We start from the raw sequence: 22,163 nt of genomic DNA, 5'->3' as shown, positions 1-22,163 counted from the left end.
TGATGAGGAAACAGAGCGCGGCGACGTCCTGGCGCGGACGGTTCCCCATCCACCTGGGTCTTCCCGGACTCGTGCGGAGGCGGCCGTGCCGCAGGGAACCGAAACGGACCGTACGCGCGGTTATAACTCGCGTCAACTAGTCAGTAACAAAAGCCTGTTGACGATCATTCAGGATCATCGGGCCGGGCGAAGGGCGTCACGACGACGTGCACGAGCACGTCCAGGAGACCGGGAAGCCCGCCGGGCCCCGCGCCCGCTTCCGTGAACCGGCCCTCGTCGACCGCCCGGTGCACCGCCGCGTGCACCGCGCCGACCACCGTGTCCACCAGCTCCGCCCGCTCCACGCCGGGCGGGCCCGGCGGCGCGTCCGCGAAGAACCGACGAAAATCGGCCAGAAGTTCGGTCCGGGCCCGGCGCCCCGCGGGCCCGACGGACTCGATCTCCACCACCATCGTGGCGAAGGCCGGCGTCTGCGCCAGCAGGGTCAGCAGCACCCGCAGCCCGGCCCGCACCGCCACCGGCCAGTCGCCCGCCCCACCGGCCTCGTCGTAGGCCCGCTGCATGGCCCGCACCACGGTCTGCGTCCCGCCCCGGTACGCGGCGAGCACCGCGTCCTCCTTGCCGGAGAACAGCTCGTAGAACACCGGACGGGTCACCCCGGCGGTCCGGCAGATGTCACTGATCCGCGCGCCCGTGTAGCCGTTCGCCGCGACCGTGCGGGCCACACCGTCGAGGAGCCGCTCCCGCTGACGGGAGGCCACCTGCTCGGGGGTCAGCCGGCGCGGACCGGGGCGCAGCGAGCGCTCGGGCTCGCGGCCCGTGCGGGCTCCCGGCAGGACCAGTTCCTCCTCGGCGCCGCGAACGCTCGTCATCGGCCACATCCTTCTGCGGTTGTTGACGTCACATACTCGACAGGATTACAACCCTCGTGGGTTTTCCTCTCGGTGCTCCGGGCGATCCGGTGGAGCCGCACCCCAGTGGGACGGGATGCGCCGCCGCCGCGCACCGCACACCGAGTATTACGCTCCACCCCGTATCGCGACACCGCTGCCGGAGATCCGTGGCGCCGGATCGTTCCGGCGGCGGCCGTCGCCCTCATGGTGCCGCCGTGTCACCACGCCACCGTGCCCACGCCTCTCGCCGTCTCCAGCGGTGTCCCCGTCGCCCCCGGCGTCCTCGCCGGCGGCCCCGGCGACGCCGGAGCCGCGACCGGCGCGTGCCGGTGCGTGATCCCCACCACGGCGCACCCCCTCGTACCTCCAGCGGTGTGCGTACGTCCCCCGTGCGCCCACCGCACCCACGCCGACCATCGCGTTCTTCCACCCTCCGCCATCGTGCGAAAGGAACCCCCATGGACAAGCGTGCTCTCTCCGCGGCCTTCGGAGCCGCCGTCGCCACCGTGCTCGCGGTGACCGCCTCCGCCTCCGCGACCGCCTCCGCCGGCAACGTCCTGACCACCGGCAGCGCGGGCGGCACCGCCGTCGCCGCCGGTGACGTGCTCTCCGCCTCCCTGGCCTCCGGGTCCCAGGCGAAGATAGCCACCACCCTGGGCGGCAGCACCGGCATCACCTGCAACAGCTCCGCCTTCACCGCCACCGTGAACAGCAACCCGACCGCCCCCGGTACGGCCACGGAGACGGTCACCGCCCACACCCTCAGCAGCTGCACCACCAACATCACCGGCGCCACCGGCGTGCAGAGCATCACCGTCAACAACCTGCCGTTCGCCGCGGCCGTGGCCTCCGCGAGCGGCCTCACCGTCTCCGCGGGCGCCGCGGGCCCGATCCAGACGACCCTGAAGATCAACACCATTCTGGGCGTCACGACCTGCGTCTACCGGGCCGGCAGCCTCACGGCCACGCCGAACAACGCCGACAACTCGCTCACCTTCTCCAACCAGCTCTTCACCAAGTACAGCGGCCCGTCCACCTGTCCGGCCAACGGCTACTTCAGCGCCAAGTACGGACCGGTGCGCGACACCAGCCAGGCCGGCAGCCCGGTGGTGTTCGTGAACTGACGCCCCCGCGGGGCGGGGCGGCACCGGACCGCGAGGCCACCGGCGCCGCCCCTTCGGTCCGCCCCGCACCGGACCGTCCGGCGAACCCGTACGCTCACCCCGTCACGTACCGCCGCACCGCCCGCGCCGCGCGGCGCACCGCCGCCCGGGTCTCCTCGGTGTGGTCCAGGGTCTCGAAGCCGTGGCGGGCCGTGGGGACGTCGATCAGGTCGACGGTGGCGCCCGAGCGGTCGGCGGCGGCACGGAAGGCGTCGACCGTCGCCTGGAACACCGGGTTCTCCAGGCCCGCCCGGGTCAGCACGACCGGCGGGCCCGACGCCCCCACCGCCCTCACCGGATCGAACCGGGCGGGCACCGCGCGCCAGTCCGGCGGCGGCGCGAGGAGCGGACAGGTCAGCGCCACGCACCGCAACCACGGCGGCGCCTGCGCCAGCCAGTCCGCCGCGAGCAGACCGCCGGCGGAGAAGAACCACAGCGCGATCCGCTCCCCGTCGACCCGCGGGTCCGCCCGGACCAGCTCCACCGCCTCCGCGAGGTCCCCGGCCGCCCGCGGAAAGGCCCCGAGCCCGTACAGCCGGTGGTCCAGGGTGGCACCGACCAGGCCCTGGCCCGCCACGAGACGCCCGTACCCGAGGAACGTCGCCGAGTCGCGCGGCGTGGGCCGCTGCTCCGCGGACACGGGGCCGCCGTGCACGAACAGCACCGCCGGACGCGGGCCCCCGGCCTCCGGGAGGTGCAGATCGACCCGGCCCCGGCGCACCCGGGGCCGCTCCGGCTCGTCGAGGAGGAAGGACCCCGCGTGCGCGGGCGGCGTCGCCGCGTCCGGGACGGTCAGCCGCGTCCCCTCGCCGATCGCGGCCCGCAGCAGCACGTCGGCCAGCGGGCCGGGCGCGGAGAGCATCGGCCAGTGGCCGGTGTCCAGTTCGAAGAAGCCCACGCGGGGACCGGCGAGCACCGCGAACCGTGGCGGGCCCGACGCCACCAGCATCTCCACCATCGAGATCCCCGAACCGTTCGCGGTGCACAGCACGCCCGTCACCGGCCGGTCGAAGGGGCTGCCGGTGAGCCGCAGCGGCTGGGTCAGCGTCCGCACCGGCTGCGGCACGGCCAGCCGGTCGAGCCGCGCCAGGTCCCCGGCCGACAGGCCCGCCGTGCTGCCCCAACGCTCCCACCGCCCGCCCGAGGGGGCCGGGACGAGACCGTCGGCCGCACCCGCGACGGAACCGTCCGGGAGCGATGCCGCCGCCGGATCGCCGTCCGCCGGCATCCCCGCGTCCAGAAACACCACCCGCCCGCACCGGTCCGGCCGCCGGTCGGCGGCCCCGAGCACCGGATGGATCCCGTAGTCGTGCCCCACGAGGACGAGTTCACGGGCCCCGATGCCGTCGATCACCCGCACCACGTCCTCGACATGGGCCTCCAGATCCACCTCCCCGGCCGGGACGCCCGCGGTCCCCGCCTTCTTCTCCATGCCGGACAGCGTCACCGCGTACGCCTCGGCCCCGGCCGCCCGCAGCCGTCCCACCACCTCCTGCCACACCCACCCTCCGGTGAAGGGCCCCGACACCAGCACGAAAACGGCCATCACGCTCTCCTCTGCGCTGTCCTTCGCGTCGCCTCGCGTCGCGCCGGAACCGTAGGAACTCCCCCTGGGGGAGGTTCAACACGGAAGCCGGCGCCGGAGCGCTGACGGACCCTCAGTAGGCTGGTCGGCATGGGACTGGACGTCACCACCGACGACGGCGGACCGTGGAGCATCGGCGACCTCGCCGCGCGGGCCGGCGTCACCGTGAAGACCGTCCGCTTCTACTCCGACCGGGGGCTGCTGCCCGAGGCCGCCCGCAGCGGCGGCGGGCACCGGCGGTACGGGCCCGAAGCGCTGGACCGGCTACGGCTCATCCGGTCGCTGCGCACCCTCGACCTGCCGGTCCCCGACGTGGCCCGCGTCCTGGACGAGGAGGACGCGCTCGATGACGTCGTCGCGCACCGACTGGACGAGACGCGCGGCCGGCTGGCCGCGCTGCGGTGGCGGGAGGCGGCGCTGCTGCTCCTGCGGGACTGCGCGCCGGGGGAACGGGCGCAACGGCTACGGCTCCTCGGCGGGCTGTCCCTGCCCCCCGACACGACGGCCCTCGCGCGCTTCTGGCGGCGCACCCTGCCCGTACGCCTGCCGGCGCCGCTCACCGCCGCGGTCCTCGACGCGGCCGTGCCGCGGCCACCGGACGACCCCACCCCCGCCCAGGTGCTCGCCTTCGCCCGCCTGCACGCCCTCGTCTCCCGCGCCGCCGCCCCGGTCGTGCACCTCGCGGGTGTCGAACACCGGCCGAGCGCGCTGTACGCGGGCCTGGGCGAGGCGTACGAGCTGGCCGTGGCCGAGCCGGACGCCTCCGGCACGCGGGCCGGACAGTCACTGGACTGCTTCGTCGCCGCGTACGCCGCCGCCCTGCGCACCCGCGACAGCCCCGCCTTCCGTCGCCGGCTCGCCGGCCTGCTGTCGAAGAGCGCCGATCCGCTGATCGGCCGCTACTGGCAGCTCGCGTCCGGCCTCACCCCCGGCCCCACGGCCGGTGCCCTGCACGGCCGCCTCTGCGCCGACCTGAAGGCGGACCTCGACCCGCCGCCACCGGGCCCGCCGGGCCGGACCTGGCCCGGGTGAGTCCTCCGGTCCTCCCCCGGGGCCCTCGGGCCTCCGTCGGGCCGCGAGAAGGCCGCGAGAAGGCCGCGCGACGGGGCGCGGGGCAGGCGCGGGACGGGCGCGGAGACCGGCGCGATCCCCGGCCGGCCCTGCGCGACCCGGGGTCAGACGGCGCGAGGTCCGCTTCCCGGGGGCGCGCTGCCCGGTGCGTCGCCGTTCCGAGGTCGCGCCGGTCTCAGGCCGTCTCGCGGATGCGGAGCAGCTGGGTCTCCACGCGGCGGACGCTCTCCTGGTACCCGTGGGCCAGACCGAGCTCACGAGCCCGGGTGAGGGTGGCACGGGCCTCGGCGGGGCGGCCCAGGTCCAGCAGGGCGGCGCCGGCCGTGGCGGTCAGTTCGCTCTGGCGGATGCCGACCAGGCCGTTGACGGTGTCGCCGTCCAGCGCCAGGCCCTCGCGCGCACAGGCGAGGGCCCCGCGCGGGTCACCCACCGCGAGGAGCTGGCGGGCGCGGTGCTCCAGGGCGAGGAGTTCGGTCATCACGTCACCGCTGCCACGGACGAGTTCGGCGGCCCGTGCCGTGTGGGCGAGGGACTCCTCGGTCACTCCGGTCCGGTCCAGTGCGACCGCGAGGTTGACCAGGGCCGTCGCCTCACTGGACCGTTCGCCCGCACGGGCCGCGAGCGCGGGAGCGAGCCGCAGGTGCACCAGGGCCTCGGCCAGGCGGCCGTCCTGGGTCAGCAGCCAGCCGAGGAGCGCCCGGGCCCGGGACTCGGCGTCGGGGTCGTCCACCCGCGCGGCCGAGTCCACGGCGTCCTCGAGCAGCGGCACCCAGCCGTCGTGGCTGTTCCACAGGATGTACGGCCACTGCAGGACGGCGAGCCGCCAGGCCCGGTCGTGGTGCCCGGCCGCCCGGGCGGCGGCGACGGCCGCCGCCAGGTTGTCGCGCTCGGCCGCGTACCAGAGCAGCGCCGCGTCGCGGCCCGCGAAGCGCACGGCGGTACGGGGCGTCCTGGCGTCCGGCGGAGCCGCGCAGCACGGCAGGTCGTCCGGCTCCGCCGCCCGCGCCGCGGCCATGGCCGTCAGGGTGTAGTGGTCGAGCAGTCGCAGCAGCGCGTCCTCGTCGGGTTCCAGGCTGCGCGCGTACAGCCGTACCAGGTCGTGCACGGTGTGCCGGCCCGGCGCGTACTCGGAGAGCAGGTGCGCGTCGCAGAGCCGGTCGAGGGCCTCCGCGGCGACCGCCGGCGTACCGTCCAGGAGCGCGGCGGCGGCGTGCCGGTCCAGGTCCGTCCCCGGCGCCACGCCCATCTGCCGGAACAGCCGCGCCGCCTCCGCCGGCAGGCCCTGCACGGTCAGCCGCAGCGCGGCGGCCACGCCCGCGCCCTCGGCGTCCTCCTCGGCACCGCCCACCGACAGCAGTGCCAGGCGCCGCTGCTCGTCGGCGAGTTCGTCGGCGAGATCCGCGAGCCGCCAGTGCGGGCGGGCGGCCAGCTGCGCAGCGGTCACCCGCAGGGCGAGCGGCAGCCCGTCGCACAGTTCGGCGAGCCGCCTGGCGGCGGCCGGTTCCGCCGCGACCCGGTCCGTGCCGACCGCCGCCGCGAGCAGGGCCGCGGACTCGTCGAGGCCGAGGACGCCGAGCGGCACCGGCCGGGCCAGCTCGGACACCACGAGCCCGCCGAGCCGCAGCCGCGAGGTCACCACGGTGGCGCTGTGCGCCCCGGCGGGCAGCAGGGGCCTGGCCCGGTCGGCGCCGCGCACGTTGTCGAGGACGACGAGCAGCGCCCGGTCCTCGGTGAGCGACCGGTACAGCGCGGCGGCCGCCGTCGGCGACTCCGGGATCCGGCGCGGCGGCACGCCGAGGGCGGGCAGGAACTCCCGGAGGACGTCGAGGGCGTCGAGCCCGTCGTCGGCGCTGAAGCCCCGCAGGTCGGCGTAGAGCACGCCGTCGGGGAAGTCCCCGGCCCGCCGGTGCGCCCACTGCAGGGCGAGCGCGGTCTTGCCGACTCCGGCGGGGCCGGTCACCAGGGCCACCCGGGCCGTGTCGACCGCCGCGTCGAGCGCCGCGAGCTCACGCTCGCGGCCGAGGAACCCCCGCGGGGTGCGGGGCAGCAGATCCGGCGCGGGCAGGGCGGGCGGAGCGGGTGCCGCCGGGCCGGCGGTGCCGTCCTCGTGCCCGGCGGCTGAGGCGGCGTCGCCCGAGGACGCGCCGCCGTCGGGGGACGCCCCTGCGCCCGGCAGACCGGCACCGGGGAAGCCGGGACCGGGGGAGCGGAGACCGGGGGTGCCGGTGCCCGAGGAGGCGGGACCGGGGGAGCCGGTGCCCGCGGGGCCGGCGTGCGGGATGCCCTCGCGCGGGCCAGCGTCCTCCCGGTGCCCGCCGCCCGGCAGGCCGTCGTACGGCGCGCCCGTCGCGGCGGCCCCTGACGTGCCGTCGGTCCAGGGGCCGGGGTGCGGGCCGGGGGCCCCGTACGCGGCCTCGGGCCAGGGCACGGTCTGTCCCGCGGGCGCCAGCCCCCGCAGCACCGCCTCGTACGCGGCCCGCAGCGCCGGGCCCGGGTCCACGCCCAGCTCCTCCGCCAGCTGGGTGCGCGTGCGGTGGTAGACGTCCAGGGCGTCCGACTGGTGCCCCGCCCGGTACAGCGACAGCATCAACGCCGCCGCCAGGGACTCGCGCAGCGGGTGCGCCGCCGCCTCCGCGCGCAGCAGGGCCGCCGCCTTCGCGTGCTCGCCGAGCCGCCCGTGCGCCGCGGCCAGCTGCTCGACCGTCACCAACCGGGTCTCCTCCAGGGCCCGGGCCGCGACGAGCAGCGGCTCGCTGGCCACCGTCCCGGTCAGGGCGGGGCCGCGCCACAGCGCCAGCGCCTCACGGAGCATCAGGACGGCGTCCGCCGGGTGCTTCTGGTGCCCGGCGAGCTGGACCAGCTCGTCGAAGCGGTGGGTGTCGAGCAGCTGCTCGGGCATGCGCAGCTCGTACGCCTGGGTGTGCGTGGCCAGCTCGACCCCGTAGTCGCCCGCGCCGCCCTGGTCGAAGAGCGCCCGCAGCCGGGAGACGTGTCCCTGGACGACGGTGCGGGCCCGCGCGGGCGGGTCCTCGTCCCAGACCGTGTCGATCAGCCGGTCCACGGGGACGGCGGAGTTGGCGCGCAGCAGCAGCGCGGCGAGCACGCTGCGCCGCTTGGCGGGGCCGAGCGGCAGTTCACCCGTCTCGGCCGCGATGGACACCGTCCCGAGCAGGCGGAACTCCACCCGGCCCTCCCTGTCGCTCTGTTTCGTGGGGTCCCAGTATCCCCACCGGCGCGCCCAGGACCTTTGTCGGAACCCTCCAGACGTCGGAAGAGGCCGGAACCGGACGGATCCGGGGCCGGAACCGGACCGGCACCGGACCCCGGTCCGTCCGGCACCGGTCCGGACCAGCGCAAAGGTCCGCGGGTCCGGCCGGGAGCCTTCGGCCGCGGCCGGTGCGGGCCGCCTGGGACCGCCCGGCTCAGGCGTAGGGGTCGAACGGAAGGCCCGCCGGCTCGGAACGGGCCAGGGCGTTCGCGAAGTCCGCGTCCCGGATCTTGAGGGTCGCCGAGCCGAAGTCCGCGGCCGTGAGCTTCTCGCGCAGTCCGGCCGGATAACCGTTCCAGCCGACCAGACGGGGCCGGAACCAGGCGCCGGTGGCGTTCTCGATCTGCTCGTCGGCCGAGCCGGCGAAGCGGTAGCAGTGGGTGGAGGCGCCGTCCTTGTGGTAGACGATCTTGGGGTGGGTGCCGTCGAAGCGGATCGCCGACCGGGCGGCCACCTGGTAGCCGCTGTGCTGCGAGACCGAGACGTACTGGACCTGGTCACCGCTGATCCAGACCACCACGTGCTCCCAGTCGTGGCGGTGCCCGAGGGCGAGCGGTCCCCAGGTGGCCTGGTCCTTCTCGTAGTAGCCGGCGTAGACGACGGCGCACCAGCCGTTGTTGCACTTCGCGCGGGAGTAGGAGTTGGCGGCGGCCAGCTGGGCGGGGTCGTGGCACTGTCCGTTGACGGTGCCGCCCAGCTTGAGCCCCGGGTTGAGCGTGCCGTCGGCACCGATGGCGGCCGTCATGTAGCAGCCGTCGGTGTCGAAGTCGTACACCGGCGCGTAGGTCAGCTCCAGGCCGTCGGCGTTCTGCGGCAGCGGCTGGAGCACGGCGGCGTGGGCGGTCGCCGGAAGTCCGAGGACGAGGGCGAGGGCGCACAGGACGGCGGCGAGCACCGACCTCCGGCGCCCCGACGTGAATATCAGGTGCACGTCAACTCCTTGGGTGTGGGGGAGGGCTGCCAGACCTTCGCAGCCGGGCGCGCGGAGCGTCAACCACCGTGCGGAGAACGGTGGGTTACGGGACGCACGGGCGTGCGGACCAGGGGGAGCGGCGCGGGTGGGGCGGGCGGGGGAGGGGTGCGCGTGACCCGTGCGGCCGGTGCGCGGCGGGCGGACGGGAGGCGCGCGAGGGGCGCGTGAACCGTCAAGCGGGAGGCCGTGCCTTCGTCGGATCGTGTGGGACGCGCCGGAAGATCGCCGAACACGGCGCGGGACACGGCAGGATCGGGGTGCGGGGTCACAGCCGAACGGGAGCCGTGGGGGCTCCCGGACCCCGCACCCCGAGCGTCGTGCGCCGACATCGCCGCTCCCGCCGCCCCCGGATCGAGGCTCCGCTCCGGGGGCGGTGCCGTGCCCGGGGTCCCCGGTGATCCGCGTTCACGAGGAGGAGGCCGATTCGTCGTCACGTCGCTGTCAAGCACCCGGTCCGGCCAAGCTTGCTGACGAGTCGTCAGTACTGGCGCGAATCGCTCCTGGACACCCCTACCGGCCAGTTCTACTCTCAAGTCACTTTGCGCGTACCCCCACCTGACACGTCAGCCCACGCGCATCCGCACCTCCTCGCTCCCCACCCTCCGACACCGAGGAGATCCCCATGTCCAAGCTGCTCGTCTCCGCGACCGGGCTCGCCGCGGCCACCGCGCTCACCTTCGGCGCCACGGGCACGCAGGCCGTCGCGCCGACCACGCTGCTCCCGGCCGGTCACTCCTTCTCCGCCCAGCTCACCGGCAAGGCCACCTTCGTCGCCGGCTCCACCACCATGACCTGTACGGTCTCCGCCTCCGTACCGACGTCCGGGGCCAACAACAAGATCCCCGCCGCCCCCGCCAACCACAACGCGGCCGGCCCCGTCACCGTCCCCGTCAACCCGCCCACCTTCAGCGGCTGCACGACCAGCGTCGCCGGTGTGGGCGTGACCGTCACCAGCAACGCCACCAACGGCGCCTGGACGCTCTCCGTGCAGAACGGCGCCCCGGCGACCGGCGGCTTCACCATCCCCAAGGGCGGCGTCGTGCTGAAGACCAGCGGCTTCGCCTCCTGCACCATCACCGCCTCCCCGAGCGGCCCCACCGCCGTCGCCGGCACCTGGACCAACGGCGCCCCGTCCACCCTGGCCCTCGCGAACGCCCCCGTCCCGGCCACGGTCACCGGCGGCTTCCTCTGCCCGACGGGCAACCAGTCGGCCACCTTCAGCGCCACCTACCGCATCACCGACACGACCGACCCCGCGCAGCAGATCACCGTCACGGGCTGATCCCCCGGGCCGGTGCGGGACCGTCACCCCCCCCCGCACCGGCCCGCTCCCGGCCCGATCCCGTCCGGCTTCCCCGGAGTCGCCCCGCGGCGGGCGCGTCTTCGGCATCCTGGTGGCCTGAAGCACTCCTCGGGCGGGGCGGGCCGGGGAGCCGGAGGAGCCGGGGCGGGCAGCGAAGGGGGAGACGCAGCCGATGGACGCGCGGGAACGGGCCACCGAAGAACGGGCCACGGAAGAACGGGCCACGGAAGAACGGGCCACACAAGCACGGGCCGCACAAGCACGGGCGACGAGGGCACAGGCAGCGGAGGAACGGCAGGACGCGGCGGAAGGGACCGGCCAGGCCGGGGCCCGGACGCGCGGGCGGCGACGCCCGAAGGCCAGGACGGTCCTGCTGACCGCGCTCGCCCTGCTCGTCGGGGCCGTGCTGCTCACCGCGGGCACGGGATACTGGGCGTACCAGCACTACACCGGCCGGGTCCAGCGGATCCCGCAGACCTTCCCCACGAACGCGCCGGTGCCCGCCGCCTCCAAGGGCGGGCAGAACTTCCTCCTGATGGGACTCGACTCGCGCTCGGACGTGCCCACGACCGGCAGCGACGCCAAGGGCAGGCTGTGGAAGTACGGCGACCAGCGCAGCGACGCGATGATGCTGGTGCACATCCCCGACGACCACTCCGCCGCGTACGTCGTCTCGCTGCCCCGCGACTCCTGGGTCGACGTCCCCGGCCGGGGCCGGGCCAAGCTGAACGCGGCCTTCTCCTGGGGCGGGCCGCCGCTGCTCATCGACACCGTCCAGCGCCTGACCGACGTCCGCGTCGACCACTTCGCCGTCATCGACTGGAGCGGCTTCCGCAAGCTCACCGACGCCGTCGGCGGCGTCGATATCCTCATGGCCGACGGCGAGCGCCGGCACATGAACGGCGAGCAGGCCCTCGCCTACGTCCAGGAACGCAGGAACCTGCCCAACGGCGACTTCGACCGCACCCACCGGCAGCAGAACTACCTGCGCACGGTCCTGGAGAAGGTGATGACCTCCTCGTCCCTGAAGGACCCGCGCGGCCTGAAGCGGACCCTCGACATCTTCACCGAGACCGTCAGCGTCGACGAGCGCTTCGACGACGACGAGATGCGCCGCCTGATCTGGGACATGCGGGAGGTCCGCGCCGGGGACATGACCTTCATGAACGCCCCGGTGAAGGGCACCGGCACGCAGGCGGGCCAGTCGGTGGTCCACCTCGACCCGGCGCGCTGCGCGGAGCTGTGGCGGGCGTTCAAGGACGACGACCTGGCGACGTACGTGAACACCCACCCCGTCGACCGGCTCCGCCCGGCGACCAACTGACGCCCCGGCCGGCCGGCTTCAGCCCGACTCGGGGAAGTGGCAGGCCACCTCCCGCGCCTCCCCGGCCCGGGTGATCCGCAGCAGCGGAGCCTCCGTCCGGCAGACGTCCCGCGCCTTCGGACAGCGCGGGTGGAAGGCGCAGCCCGGCGGCGGCGCGGCCGGGCTCGGCGGATCACCGAGGAGGGTGATCCGCTCCCTGGCCCGCTCGGCCACCGGGTCGGGCAGCGGCACGGCCGAGAGCAGCGCCCGGGTGTAGGGGTGGGCCGGATCCGCGTACACCCGGTCCTTCGGGCCGGTCTCCACGATCCGCCCCAGGTACATCACGGCCACCCGGTCGCAGACCCGCTTCACCACCGACAGGTCGTGGGCGACGAAGAGGAAGGCGAGGCCCAGCTCCTTGCGCAGCCGCTCCATCAGGTTGACGATCTGCGCCTGCACGGACACGTCGAGTGCCGACACGGGTTCGTCGGCGACCACGAGCCGCGGTCCGGTCGCCAGGGCCCGCGCGATCCCGATCCGCTGGGCCTGCCCGCCGGAGAACTCGTGCGGATGGCGGTTCAGGTGTTCCGGGATCAGCCCCACGAGCTCCATCAGCTCCGCCGCGCGCCGGCGCGCCTCGGCGGCGGGAGTGCCGTGCACCAGCAGCGGGTCGGCGATGATCCTGCCCACCGTCTGGCGCGGGTTGAGGGAGGAGTGCGGATCCTGGAAGACCATCTGGAGTTCGCGCCGCAGCGGCTTGAGGGCGCGCTGGGACAGCCCGCTGATGTCCCGGCCGTCGAACACGACGCTGCCGGAGGTCGGCCGGAGCAGCCGCACGATCATCCGGCTGGTCGTCGACTTGCCACAGCCGGACTCGCCGACCAGGCCCAGGGTCTCGCCCGCGGCGATGTCGAAGCTCACGCCGTCGACGGCCCGGACCCGGGCGGAGCGGGACCGGCGCCCGGGAAACGTCATCGTCAGGTCCCGCACGGACAGCAGCGGTGGTGCGGCAGGGCCGGCCGAGGGTGCGGGCCGCGGGGTGGGGGTGGGCTGTGTGGTCACGGGGCGACGCCTTCGTACGCGGGGAAGTGACAGGCGACCGGATGGCCGGCCGGGCCGGTGAGCACCGGGCGCTCGCTCGCGCACCTCGCCCGCTCCTCGCCGGTGCCGGCGGACGGACGCGGGCAGCGCGGCGCGAAGGCGCACCCGCGCGCCGGTTCGAGCAGCGAGGGCGGCGAGCCCGGGATGGCCCGCAGCGGCAGGTCGTCCCGGTCGTCGAGCCGGGGCAGCGAGTCGAGCAGCCCCCGGGTGTAGGGGTGCGCGGGGGCGGCGAACAGGTCGTCCACCGGGGCCCGTTCGGCGGCCCGCCCGCCGTACATCACCAGGACCTCGTGCGCGACCCGCGCCACCACGCCCAGATCGTGCGTGATCATCACGACGCCGAGTCCCCGTTCCTGCTGGACCCGTGCGACGAGCTCCAGGATCTGGGCCTGCACGGTGACGTCGAGGGCGGTGGTCGGCTCGTCGGCGATGAGCAGGTCGGGTTCGCAGACGAGCGCCATGGCGATCATCACGCGCTGGCGCATGCCGCCGGAGAACTGGTGCGGGTACTCGCCGGCCCGCCGCCTCGGATCCGGGATGCCGACCTCGCCGAGCGCGTCGACCGCCCGCCGGCGCGCGGCGGCCCGGCGGGAGCCGAAGTGCACCCGGTGGTGCTCGGCGATCTGCTCCCCGACCGTGTAGAACGGATGGAGGCTGGACAGCGGGTCCTGGAAGATCATCGCCATCCGCCGGCCGCGCAGCCGGTTCAGCTCGCGCTCCGGCAGGCCGACCAGCTCGCGCCCCTCCAGCGTGACGGAGCCCGACACCTCGGCGCCCGTGTGCAGCCCCATCACGGCCATCGACGTCACCGACTTGCCGGAGCCGGACTCGCCGACGATGCCGAGCGTGCGTCCGCGCGGCACGTCGAAGTCGAGCCCGTCCACGGCGCGCACCGGCCCGTGCCGGGTCGGGAAGACCACCGTCAGACCGCGGACGGACAGCAGGGTCTCGGGAGCGGTCATCAGTACCTCACTCGCGGGTCGACGACGGCGTACAGCAGGTCGACGCACAGGTTGGCGACGACGATGAAGGCGGCGGCCAGCAGCGTGACGCCGAGGATCACCGGCTGGTCGCCGGTGGCGAGGGCCCCGTAGAAGAGCCGCCCGACCCCCGGCAGACCGAAGATCGACTCGGTGATGACGGCGCCCGCGAGGAGCCCGCCCAGGTCCATGCCGAAGATGGTCAGGATCGGGGTCATCCCGGCCCGCAGGCCGTGCTTGACCACCACGGTCCGCCGCGGCAGGCCCTTGGCCCGGGCGGTGCGGATGTACGGCTCCGCCATCGACTCGATCATGGAACTGCGGCTCTGCCGGGCGTACATGGCCGCGTAGAGGACCGCCAGGGCCAGCCAGGGAAGGAGCAGGTTCGACGCCCACGACAGCGGATCGGTGCCGAACGGCACGTACGTGGGATAGGGCAGCACTCCGGCGACCCGGATCAGACCGTAGATCAGCATGACCGAGGTGAAGTAGACCGGCAGCGAGGCGGCGGCGACCGCGCCGACCATCAGCGCCCGGTCGGTGAGCGTGTCCTTGCGCAGGGCGGCGGTGACACCGGTGCCGAGGCCGAGCGCCAGCCAGATCACGGCGGCGCCGACCGCGAGCGAGACCGAGACCGGGAGCCGGTCCACCAGCAGGTCCCAGACGGGCTGGCTGTTCTCGTACGAGTAGCCCAGACACGGGAAGTCGCAGGCGAGCGCGTACGGGCCGGTGCCGATGGTGCGCCCGGTGAAGACGCCGGTCAGGAAGTCGGTGAACTGCCGCCACAGCGGCTGGTCCAGGCCCATGTGGGCGCGGATCGCCGTGAGCCGCTCGGCGCTGCACGACTTGCCGCAGGCCGCGGCCGCCGGGTCGGAGGGCAGCACGTAGAAGATGACGAAGGTGATGGCGGCGACGGCGACGAGGACACCGAGCACGCCGAGCAGCCGGCGGCCGAGGTAGAGGATCACGACCGGCCTCCGCGGGGGTCGAGCACGTCCCGCAGCGCGTCACCGAGGAGGGTGAAGGCGAGGACGGTGAGGAAGAGGCACAGGCTCGGCACGACGAAGTACATCGGGTCCGTGTCGTAGAAGGCCACGCTCTCGGCGATCATCTGGCCCCAGGACGGCGTCGGCGGGCGCACCCCGACGCCCAGGTAGCTGAGCGCGGCCTCGGTGGCGATCATCCCCGGGATGATCAGGGTGGTGTACGCGATGACGGGCCCGGCGACGCCGGGCAGGATGTCCCGGGTGAGGATCCGCAGGTGGGAGGCGCCGCTGACGCGGGCCGCGGCCACGTACTCGCGGTGCTTGAGCGAGAGGGTCTGGCCGCGCACGACCCGGGCGATGCCGGGCCAGCCGAACAGGCCGATGACCAGGGTCATGAGCACGATCCGGTTGACGTCCCGGGCCACCGACATCATCGCGATCATGAAGATGAGGGAGGGGAAGGACATGGTGAGGTCCATCAGCCGGGACAGCACGGTGTCCGTGCGGCCCCCGAACCAGCCGGCGGCGACGCCCGCCGCGACCCCGGTGACGACCACGATCGCGGTCGCGGCGAAGGCGATGAGCAGCGAGACCTGAGCGCCGTGCACGACCCGGGCGAACAGGTCGCGTCCGGTGACCGGTTCGACGCCGAGCCAGTGCTCGGCGGACATCCCGCCGAGCGGGCCGATGGGCAGGCCGCCCAGGTAGGGGTCGACGGCCGAGGGGTCGAACTCGTCGGGGCCCCAGCCGCCCAGGGCGCTGAGCAGCGGGGCGGCCGCCGCCATCACGGCGAACAGCGCGACGACGCCGAGCGCCACGAGAGCGGAGGTGCGGCGGCGCAGTTCTGCGGCGGCGAGCCGCCAGGGGCCGCCGCTCGTCGTGGCGGGAGGCTTCACGGTGTCGGCGGCCGGTGGCCTGCCGGCGCTCCGTGCGGTGTCGGTGGAGGTCACGGGGTCTCAGCTTCCGCTCGCGGCGGGGTTCTTGAGGCCGACGGTCGCGTAGTCGATCTGACCGCCGAAGGAGGTGTGGCCGAAGGCGCCCGCGACGTTGGGGCCGACGAGGAGGGGCAGCCGCTCGACGACGGCGGGCGCGGTGGGCGCCTGGGCGAGGATCCGCCCGTCGAGCTCCTGCCACGCCGTGTCGGCCCGCGCGGCGTCGGTCATGGCGGCGATCTCGTCCATCCGCTTCATGGTGGCCGGGTCGCGGAAGAGGGAGTGGTTGCCGGAGTTGCCCTTCTCCTTGATGTAGCGGCCGTCGAAGACGAAGGGCAGGAAGGTGGATCCCGAGGGGTAGTCGGGGCACCAGCCGGTGTAGACGAGGTCCGTCCGGTTCTTCGTGTCGCCGATGGTGTCGTAGAAGGCGGACGGGTCGACGGTCTCGATGACCACCTTGATGCCGGCGCGGCCGAGGGACTGCTGGACGGCCTCGGCCACCGCCTTGTCGCCGGTGGAGACGGTGAGTCCGGTGGTGAAGCCGTCGGCCTTGCCCGCCTCCTCGAGGAGCTGTCTGGCCTTGGCCACGTCGCCGGTCGGCGGGATCCTCAGGGTGTCGGGCTGCTTGCCGCCGGCGAACAGGGAGCCGGGCATGAGCGCGGTGGCGGGGTCGTTGAGCGCCGGGCCGCCGGAGGCGGTGAGCACGGCCTGGCGGTCGAGGGCGTACTGCACGGCCTTGCGGATCCGGATGTCGTCGAAGGGGGCGCGGCCGGTGTGCATCTGCACCATCTCGGTGCAGTTGGTCGACTCGGCGAGCAGCCTCGACCTGACCTCGGGCCGGGTGAGGACCTTGGGCGTGGACTCGGGGCGGAGCTTGGCCCAGGCGACGGCGGAGGCGTCCGCGCCGGCGCCCGCGATCAGCCGGTCGTCGATCTGGTTGCCCTTGAGGCCCATCGTCACGACGATCCGGTCCGGGTAGGCCTTGCGGACCGTGTCGGTGGCGGGGTCCCAGTGGGGGTTGCGGACGAGGACGAGCTGCTTGTCGCGGGCGTACGACTCGATCCGGTACGGCCCCGAGGAGAAGGGGCGGTTGTCGTACCGCGGGCCCTTGTCCTGGGACCGGGGCACGGGGGCGAAGGTGGGCAGCACGGTGGCGTAGGGGAACTCGGCGAAGGGCTTGCGCAGTTCGAAGACGATCGTGCGTTCGTCGGGCGTCTTGATCGAGTCCAGGTGTCTGCCGCCGGCCGGCCCCTGGTAGCCCTCGGCGCCGGCGAGGTAGCGGGCGGCGTAGTCGGGTCCGCCGGGCAGGTCGGGCGAGAAGGACCGCTCCACGTTGTACTTGACGTCCCGGGCCGTGACGGGGGTGCCGTCCTCGTACTTCAGGCCCTTCTTCAGGCGGAAGGTCCAGGTCCTGGCCCCGTTGGACGAGGTGCCGAGGTCCTCGGCGAGGTCGGGGACCAGCTCGCCGCCCTTCGCGCCCGGTTCGGCCTTGTAGGTGAGCAGGGTCCGGTAGAGCAGCCGGGTGCCGAAGTCCATGTCGCCCATCACCCAGTTGCGGGCGGGGTCGAGGTGGGTGAAGTCCTGGTTGGACAGGACGGTGAGGGTGCCGCCCCTGGCCGGAGTGCCGCCGATGACGGTGCCGTTGGTGCCGGTCGCGGGGTTGGTGCCGGTGCGTCCGCCGCTCGCGGCGGTGCCGCCGCCCGCGCCGGAGCACCCGGCGGTGGCGAGGGTGAGGGCCGTCAACAGGGCGGCGGCGGAGGCGAGTCGAGCGTGCTTGTCCATCAGGGTCACTTCCGGTGGCGAGGCGCAGACTGAAATGTGACCCGTAAAATAGTAATGTGAAATTGTACTGCGCAAGCCCTCGGACACCACCAAGCCCACGGACGCCACAGAAAAGGTGCGCCGCATGACCGTCATCTCCCGCAACCCCGCCGACCCGGCCGACGTCCTCCTCGCCCTCCCGTCCCCCGGCGCCTTCGCCGCGGCCGACGCGGTCGAACGCGCCCGCGCCGCGCAGCCCGACTGGGCGTACGCAGGCGCCGCCGCCCGGTCAGCCGCCCTCGGCGCGGTCGCCGACGCCATCGAGGCCGAGCGCACCGACCTCGCCGACCTCGCCGTCCGCGAGGTCGGCAAGCCGCTCGTCGAGGCCCGCGCGGAGCTCGCCCGCACGGTCGCGATCTGGCGCTACTACGCCCAGGCGCCCTACGAGCCCACCGGCGCCGTCCACGACACCGCCGCCGGACCGGGACTGCTCCTGACCCGGCGCCGCCCGCACGGCGTGGCCGGACTCGTCACGCCGTGGAACTTCCCCTTCGCCATCCCGAGCTGGAAGGCCGCCCCGGCGCTGGCCACCGGCAACGCCGTCGTCCTCAAGCCCGCCCCCGAGGCCACCGCCTGCGCCCTGCGGCTGGCCGAGCTCGTCGGACGCGCCCTGCCCGAGGGCCTGTTCACCGTCGTGCCCGGCGGCGCCACCGAGGGCGGGGCGCTCGTCTCCGCCGCCGACGTAGTCTCCTTCACCGGCTCGTCCGCCGTCGGCCGGACCGTCGTCCGCTCGGCCACCGCCCGGGGCATCCCCGTCCAGGCCGAGATGGGCGGACTCAACGCGGCGATCGTGCTGCCCGACGCCGACCCCGGCCGGGCGGCTGCGCACATCGCCGCCTCCGTCGCCGGCTACGCGGGCCAGAAGTGCACCGCCACCCGCCGGATCGTCGCCGTCGGCGCCGCCCTCGACCCGCTGCGCGAGGCACTCGCCGAAGCGCTGCGGGCCGTCCCCGTCGGCGACCCCGCCGACCCCTCGACCGTGTGCGGCCCGCTCATCACCGAGACGGCCCGCAACGAGACCGGCGCCGCCTGGCAGGGCCTGTCCGTCCTCGCCGGCGGCACCCTGCCCGACCGGCCGGGCTGGTACGCGGCGCCCACCCTCGTCGAGAAGGTCGCCCCCGGCCACCGCCTCCTGCGCGAGGAGGTCTTCGGCCCCGTCGCCACCCTGCTCCCGGCCCGCGACCTCGACCACGCCGTACGGATCACCAACGCGGCCCGCTACGGCCTGGTCACCTCGGTCCACACCGCCGACCTGGACACCGCCCTGCACGGCCTCGACCGCCTGGACACCGGCATGATCCGCGTCAACGCCCCCACCACCGGCGTCGACTTCCACCTCCCCTTCGGCGGCGCCAAGTCCTCCGGCTACGGACCCCGCGAACAGGGCCGCGCCGCCCTGGACTTCTACACCGCATCGCGTACCTACACGCTGGGATCGGCCGGGACGGTCTGAGGGCCCGCGGCCACCCCACCGGTCCCGACACGCGCCCCCGACGGCCGGCGCCCGGGACCGGCCCCGGGACCGGCCGGCCCGCCCCTCCCGCGCCCGGCACCCGGGCCGGACGGCCCGCACCGCCCGGCAGACGGTTCGCCGCGCAAGGCATGAAACCCCCGCGAACGGGAGACACGCCGGGGGTGAACCTGCTCGCACACGGGAGCCGGCCCGGACTCGTCGCCGTCGTGACCGGTGCCTCCAGCGGCATCGGCCGCGCCACGGCGCTCGCCTTCGCCCGGCGCGGCGCCCACGTCGTGGTGACCGCGCGCAGCCGCGAGGCGCTGGAGGAGGTGGCGGGAGCATGCCGGTCCGCGCACCCCGCGGCCGGGGCGGTCGCCGTGCCCGCCGACGTCACCGACGCCGCGGCCGTCGACCGCGTCGCCCGCACCGCGCTCACCCGCTACGGACGCATCGACGTCTGGTGAACGCCGCCGGCGTGGGCATCCTCGGAAGCCTCGGCGAGGTGCCGCTCGACGACGTGCACCGGCTGTGGGACGTCAACGTGCTGGGCGCCCTCCACGGCGCCCGGGCCGCCCTGCCCCCGATGCGCGCGCGGGGCCGAGGAGTGATCATCGACATCTCCTCGATGCTCGGGGCGGCGGTCCAGGCCCCCTACATGGGCGCCTACGCCGCCTCCAAGGCCGCGCTCGTGACCCTCGACGAGACCCTGCGCCGCGAACTGTCCCTCGCGGGCGACCACGGCGTGACCGTCTGCACCGTCCTGCCGACCGGGGTCGACACCCCCTTCTTCGACCACGCGGCCAACCACACCGGCCGCCGCCTGCGCGCCCTGCCGGCGGTCGCCACACCGGAACGGGTGGCCCGCGCCGTCGTGCACGCGGCCGCCCGCCCGCGCCGCCGCGTGACCGTCGGTCCGGGCGCACGGCTGCTGCCCGCCGCGACGGCCGTCGCCCGGCGGCCGCTGCTCGGCCTCATCGCCTGGCGGACCGAGCACCACTACCTCGGCGCACCGGGATCCGCCGACGACACCGAGGGCCGCCTGCGCCTCCCGTCGGGCGCGTCCGCCGCCGTACGGGGCGGGCGCGCCGGCCGCGCGCGCACGGCGGCACGCGCCGCCTGCGCCGCCTCCGTCCTCGGCGCGGCGGCCGCCGCAGGCGCCCGAGCGGTGGCCCGGACCCGCTCCCGACCGGCCTCATCTCTCCCGCGTCCGTTCGCCCGACCCGTAAGGAGACCGCGCTCATGGCTCAATGGCACCGACTGATCGAGGCGCCCCCGGCGGACGTCTGGTCCGTCCTCGGCGACGGGGAGCTCTACGCCCGATGGGTGGTGGGCACCCACGACACCTGGGAACGCGACGACGCGTGGCCGGCCGAAGGCGCGGAGCTGGGCTACACCGTCAAGATCGGCCCGTGGACCGTCGAGGGCAGGACCATCTCGCGGCTCTGCGAGCCGGAACACCGCCTGGAGCTGGAGGCGGTCAACGGCCTCGGCAGCGCGCGCATCGGCTTCCGCACCCTGCGGTGGGGCGAGGGCTGTCTGGTCCTGGTCGACGAACACCCGCTCACCGGCCCCGCGACCCCCTTGCACAACACCGCGCTCGACGCGCTCATCCGGTGGCGGCACCGCCGGATGCTCGCCCGCCTCGAACGAGCCGTCGAGGAGAAGACCGGCACCCACGAGGACCCGTCCCGTGCCTCCGTCTGACGCCGTCGTCATCGGCGCGGGCCCCAACGGCCTGGTCGCCGCCAACATCCTCGCCGACGCCGGCTGGCACGTCGTGGTCCTGGAGGCCCAGGACGAGCCCGGCGGGGCCGTGCGCAGCGACCGGGGCGTCCACCCGGACTTCGTCCACGACACCTTCAGCGCCTTCTACCCGCTGGCCGCCGCCTCGCCCGTGCTCGGCGCGCTCCGCCTGGAGCGCCACGGACTGCGCTGGAGCCACGCCCCCGACGTCGTGGCCCACCCGCTCGCCGACGGCCGCTGCGCGGTCCTGGGCCGGGACGTGAAGCGGACCGCCGAGTCCGTCGACGGCTTCTCACCCGGAGACGGAGCGGCCTGGGAACGGCTGCACCGCCTGTGGGAACACGTCGGCGACGACCTCGTCCGCTGCCTCTTCACCCCGTTCCCGCCCGTACTGGCCGGGCTGCGCCTGGCCGGCCGCACGGGCCCCGACCTGCTGCGCCTGGCCCGGACCATGCTGCTGCCCGCCCGCCGCTTCGGGGAGGAGAACTTCGCGGGCGAGGGCGGCCGGCTCCTGATCGCCGGCAACGCCCTGCACGCCGACCTCGGCCCCGAGTCCGCCCTGGGCGGCGGCTTCGGCTGGCTGATGAGCATGCTCGGCCAGGTCCACGGCTATCCGGTGCCGGTGGGCGGCGCCGGGATGCTCACCCGTGCCCTCGTCGACCGGTTCCGCGCCCGGGGCGGCGAACTGCGCTGCGGCCACGCCGTGACCCGGGTCCTGGTGCGCTCCGGCCGTGCCGTCGCCGTCCGTCTCGACGACGGTACCGAGGTGCCGGCGCGGCGGGCCGTCCTCGCCGACGTCCCCGCACCCCTGCTCTACCGGCGGCTGGTCGGCGAGGAGCACCTGCCCGCGCGCGTGCGCGCCGACCTGGCCCGCTTCCAGTGGGACTTCGCCACCGTCAAGGTGGACTGGGCCCTGGCGCGCCCCGTCCCCTGGGCCTCTGCAGGCGCGCGGGGCGCCGGCACGGTTCACATCGCCGAGGGCGTCGACGCGCTCACCCGCTTCGCGGGACAGCTGGCCATGGAGCAGGTCCCGGAGGTGCCCTTCACCGTGCTCGGCCAGATGACGACCGCCGACCCGGCGCGTTCGCCCGCCGGCACCGAGTCCGCCTGGGGATACACCCACGTGCCCCAGCGCGTCCGGGCCGACGCCGGACCCGACGGGATCGCGGGCCGCTGGGACGAACGGGAGAAGGAGGCGATCGCCGACCGCGTCGAGGCGGGCATCGAGCGGCTCGCTCCCGGCTTCCGGTCCGCCGTCCTCGCCCGGCGGGTGCTGGCCCCGCCCGACCTGGAACGCCGCAACGCGGCCCTGACCGGGGGAGCGGTCAACCAGGGCACGACCAACCTCCACCAGCAGCTCGTCTTCCGCCCCCTGCCCGGCACCGGCCGCCCCCGTACGCCGGTCCGCGGGCTCTACCTCGCCTCCGCCACCGCCCACCCGGGCGGCGGTGTCCACGGCGCCCCCGGCGCCAACGCGGCCCGCGCCGCGCTCCGGGCGCACCCGCGGCTCCCGCGGAGGTGATCGGCGGCCGGCGCGCACCCGGGCGCGGGCGCGCCGCGCCCGGGTGCGCGCGGCGCGGCGGCG

At 75.1% G+C, this 22,163-nt stretch carries 16 protein-coding genes and 1 pseudogene; 8 read left to right on the top strand and 9 right to left on the bottom strand.

Annotation, left to right across the window (positions count from 1 at the left end; genetic code table 11):
- Positions 1-164 precede the first annotated feature (164 nt).
- Positions 165-872 carry a TetR/AcrR family transcriptional regulator gene (locus tag ABD954_RS02185; protein ID WP_345484001.1) on the bottom strand — a complete coding sequence of 236 codons (708 nt, stop codon included), beginning with the start codon at positions 870-872 and terminating at the stop codon, positions 165-167.
- A 479-nt stretch (positions 873-1,351) separates the two neighbouring features.
- Here ABD954_RS02185 and ABD954_RS02180 point away from each other — a divergent pair, with 479 nt between their 5' ends.
- Complete coding sequence (locus ABD954_RS02180; protein WP_345484000.1) at positions 1,352-2,017, top strand: Tat pathway signal sequence domain protein; 666 nt, start codon at positions 1,352-1,354, stop codon at positions 2,015-2,017.
- A gap of 94 nt (positions 2,018-2,111) precedes the next feature.
- On the opposite strand, the gene ABD954_RS02175 is transcribed toward ABD954_RS02180, so the two are convergent.
- Entirely contained in the window at positions 2,112-3,602 is a 1,491-nt protein-coding gene (locus ABD954_RS02175; protein WP_345483999.1) for an alpha/beta hydrolase, read from the bottom strand.
- A gap of 129 nt (positions 3,603-3,731) precedes the next feature.
- Between ABD954_RS02175 and ABD954_RS02170 the strand changes: the two genes are divergently transcribed.
- Positions 3,732-4,673, top strand: coding sequence for a helix-turn-helix domain-containing protein (locus tag ABD954_RS02170; RefSeq protein ID WP_345483998.1), 942 nt, complete (start codon positions 3,732-3,734; stop codon positions 4,671-4,673).
- Positions 4,674-4,887: 214 nt separating this feature from the next.
- Here ABD954_RS02170 and ABD954_RS02165 read toward each other — a convergent pair whose 3' ends face one another.
- Both ABD954_RS02165 and ABD954_RS02160 read right to left on the bottom strand, forming a co-directional pair.
- Positions 4,888-7,896: an AfsR/SARP family transcriptional regulator gene (locus ABD954_RS02165; RefSeq protein ID WP_345483997.1), complete on the bottom strand. Its 3,009-nt coding sequence runs from the start codon at positions 7,894-7,896 to the stop codon at positions 4,888-4,890.
- 238 nt (positions 7,897-8,134) lie between these two features.
- The gene (locus tag ABD954_RS02160) at positions 8,135-8,905 is read right to left on the bottom strand and encodes an NPP1 family protein (RefSeq protein ID WP_425584105.1); all 771 of its coding nucleotides are present in this window, start codon (positions 8,903-8,905) and stop codon (positions 8,135-8,137) included.
- A 670-nt stretch (positions 8,906-9,575) separates the two neighbouring features.
- Between ABD954_RS02160 and ABD954_RS02155 the strand changes: the two genes are divergently transcribed.
- The gene (locus ABD954_RS02155; RefSeq protein WP_345483994.1) at positions 9,576-10,235 is read left to right on the top strand and encodes a hypothetical protein; all 660 of its coding nucleotides are present in this window, start codon (positions 9,576-9,578) and stop codon (positions 10,233-10,235) included.
- Between the two features lie 193 nt (positions 10,236-10,428).
- Entirely contained in the window at positions 10,429-11,580 is a 1,152-nt protein-coding gene (locus tag ABD954_RS02150; RefSeq protein ID WP_345483993.1) for an LCP family protein, read from the top strand.
- Positions 11,581-11,598: 18 nt separating this feature from the next.
- Here ABD954_RS02150 and ABD954_RS02145 read toward each other — a convergent pair whose 3' ends face one another.
- From ABD954_RS02145 to ABD954_RS02125, 5 genes are all read right to left on the bottom strand, one after another.
- On the bottom strand, positions 11,599-12,534 hold the full coding sequence (locus tag ABD954_RS02145; protein ID WP_345491912.1) for an ABC transporter ATP-binding protein: 936 nt from the start codon (positions 12,532-12,534) through the stop codon (positions 11,599-11,601).
- Positions 12,535-12,617: 83 nt separating this feature from the next.
- Positions 12,618-13,622 (bottom strand): ABC transporter ATP-binding protein, encoded by a 1,005-nt coding sequence (locus ABD954_RS02140; RefSeq protein ID WP_345483992.1) that lies wholly within the window; start codon positions 13,620-13,622, stop codon positions 12,618-12,620.
- On the bottom strand, positions 13,622-14,608 hold the full coding sequence (locus tag ABD954_RS02135) for an ABC transporter permease (protein ID WP_345483991.1): 987 nt from the start codon (positions 14,606-14,608) through the stop codon (positions 13,622-13,624). Before ABD954_RS02135 ends, ABD954_RS02140 begins: the two co-directional genes overlap by 1 nt.
- The gene (locus ABD954_RS02130; RefSeq protein WP_345491910.1) at positions 14,605-15,522 is read right to left on the bottom strand and encodes an ABC transporter permease; all 918 of its coding nucleotides are present in this window, start codon (positions 15,520-15,522) and stop codon (positions 14,605-14,607) included. The genes ABD954_RS02135 and ABD954_RS02130 overlap by 4 nt, the downstream gene beginning before the upstream one ends.
- A gap of 60 nt (positions 15,523-15,582) precedes the next feature.
- Positions 15,583-17,340, bottom strand: coding sequence for an ABC transporter substrate-binding protein (locus tag ABD954_RS02125; RefSeq protein ID WP_345483989.1), 1,758 nt, complete (start codon positions 17,338-17,340; stop codon positions 15,583-15,585).
- A 124-nt stretch (positions 17,341-17,464) separates the two neighbouring features.
- On the opposite strand from ABD954_RS02125, the gene ABD954_RS02120 reads away from it, so the two are divergent.
- The 4 genes and pseudogenes from ABD954_RS02120 (at position 17,465) to ABD954_RS02105 (ending at position 22,100) form a co-directional block, all read left to right on the top strand.
- Positions 17,465-18,832: an aldehyde dehydrogenase family protein gene (locus ABD954_RS02120; protein WP_345483988.1), complete on the top strand. Its 1,368-nt coding sequence runs from the start codon at positions 17,465-17,467 to the stop codon at positions 18,830-18,832.
- Between the two features lie 149 nt (positions 18,833-18,981).
- Positions 18,982-20,096, top strand: a pseudogene (locus tag ABD954_RS02115) (SDR family NAD(P)-dependent oxidoreductase).
- Positions 20,075-20,539, top strand: coding sequence for an SRPBCC family protein (locus ABD954_RS02110; RefSeq protein ID WP_345483987.1), 465 nt, complete (start codon positions 20,075-20,077; stop codon positions 20,537-20,539). The pseudogene ABD954_RS02115 and the gene ABD954_RS02110 overlap by 22 nt, the downstream one beginning before the upstream one ends.
- Positions 20,526-22,100 carry a phytoene desaturase family protein gene (locus tag ABD954_RS02105; protein WP_345483986.1) on the top strand — a complete coding sequence of 525 codons (1,575 nt, stop codon included), beginning with the start codon at positions 20,526-20,528 and terminating at the stop codon, positions 22,098-22,100. Before ABD954_RS02110 ends, ABD954_RS02105 begins: the two co-directional genes overlap by 14 nt.
- Positions 22,101-22,163: the final 63 nt, after the last annotated feature.

This window comes from Streptomyces roseoviridis, from assembly GCF_039535235.1.
Classification (GTDB): Bacteria; Actinomycetota; Actinomycetes; order Streptomycetales; family Streptomycetaceae; genus Streptomyces; species Streptomyces roseoviridis.
This window is presented reverse-complemented; position numbering and strand designations above follow the sequence as displayed.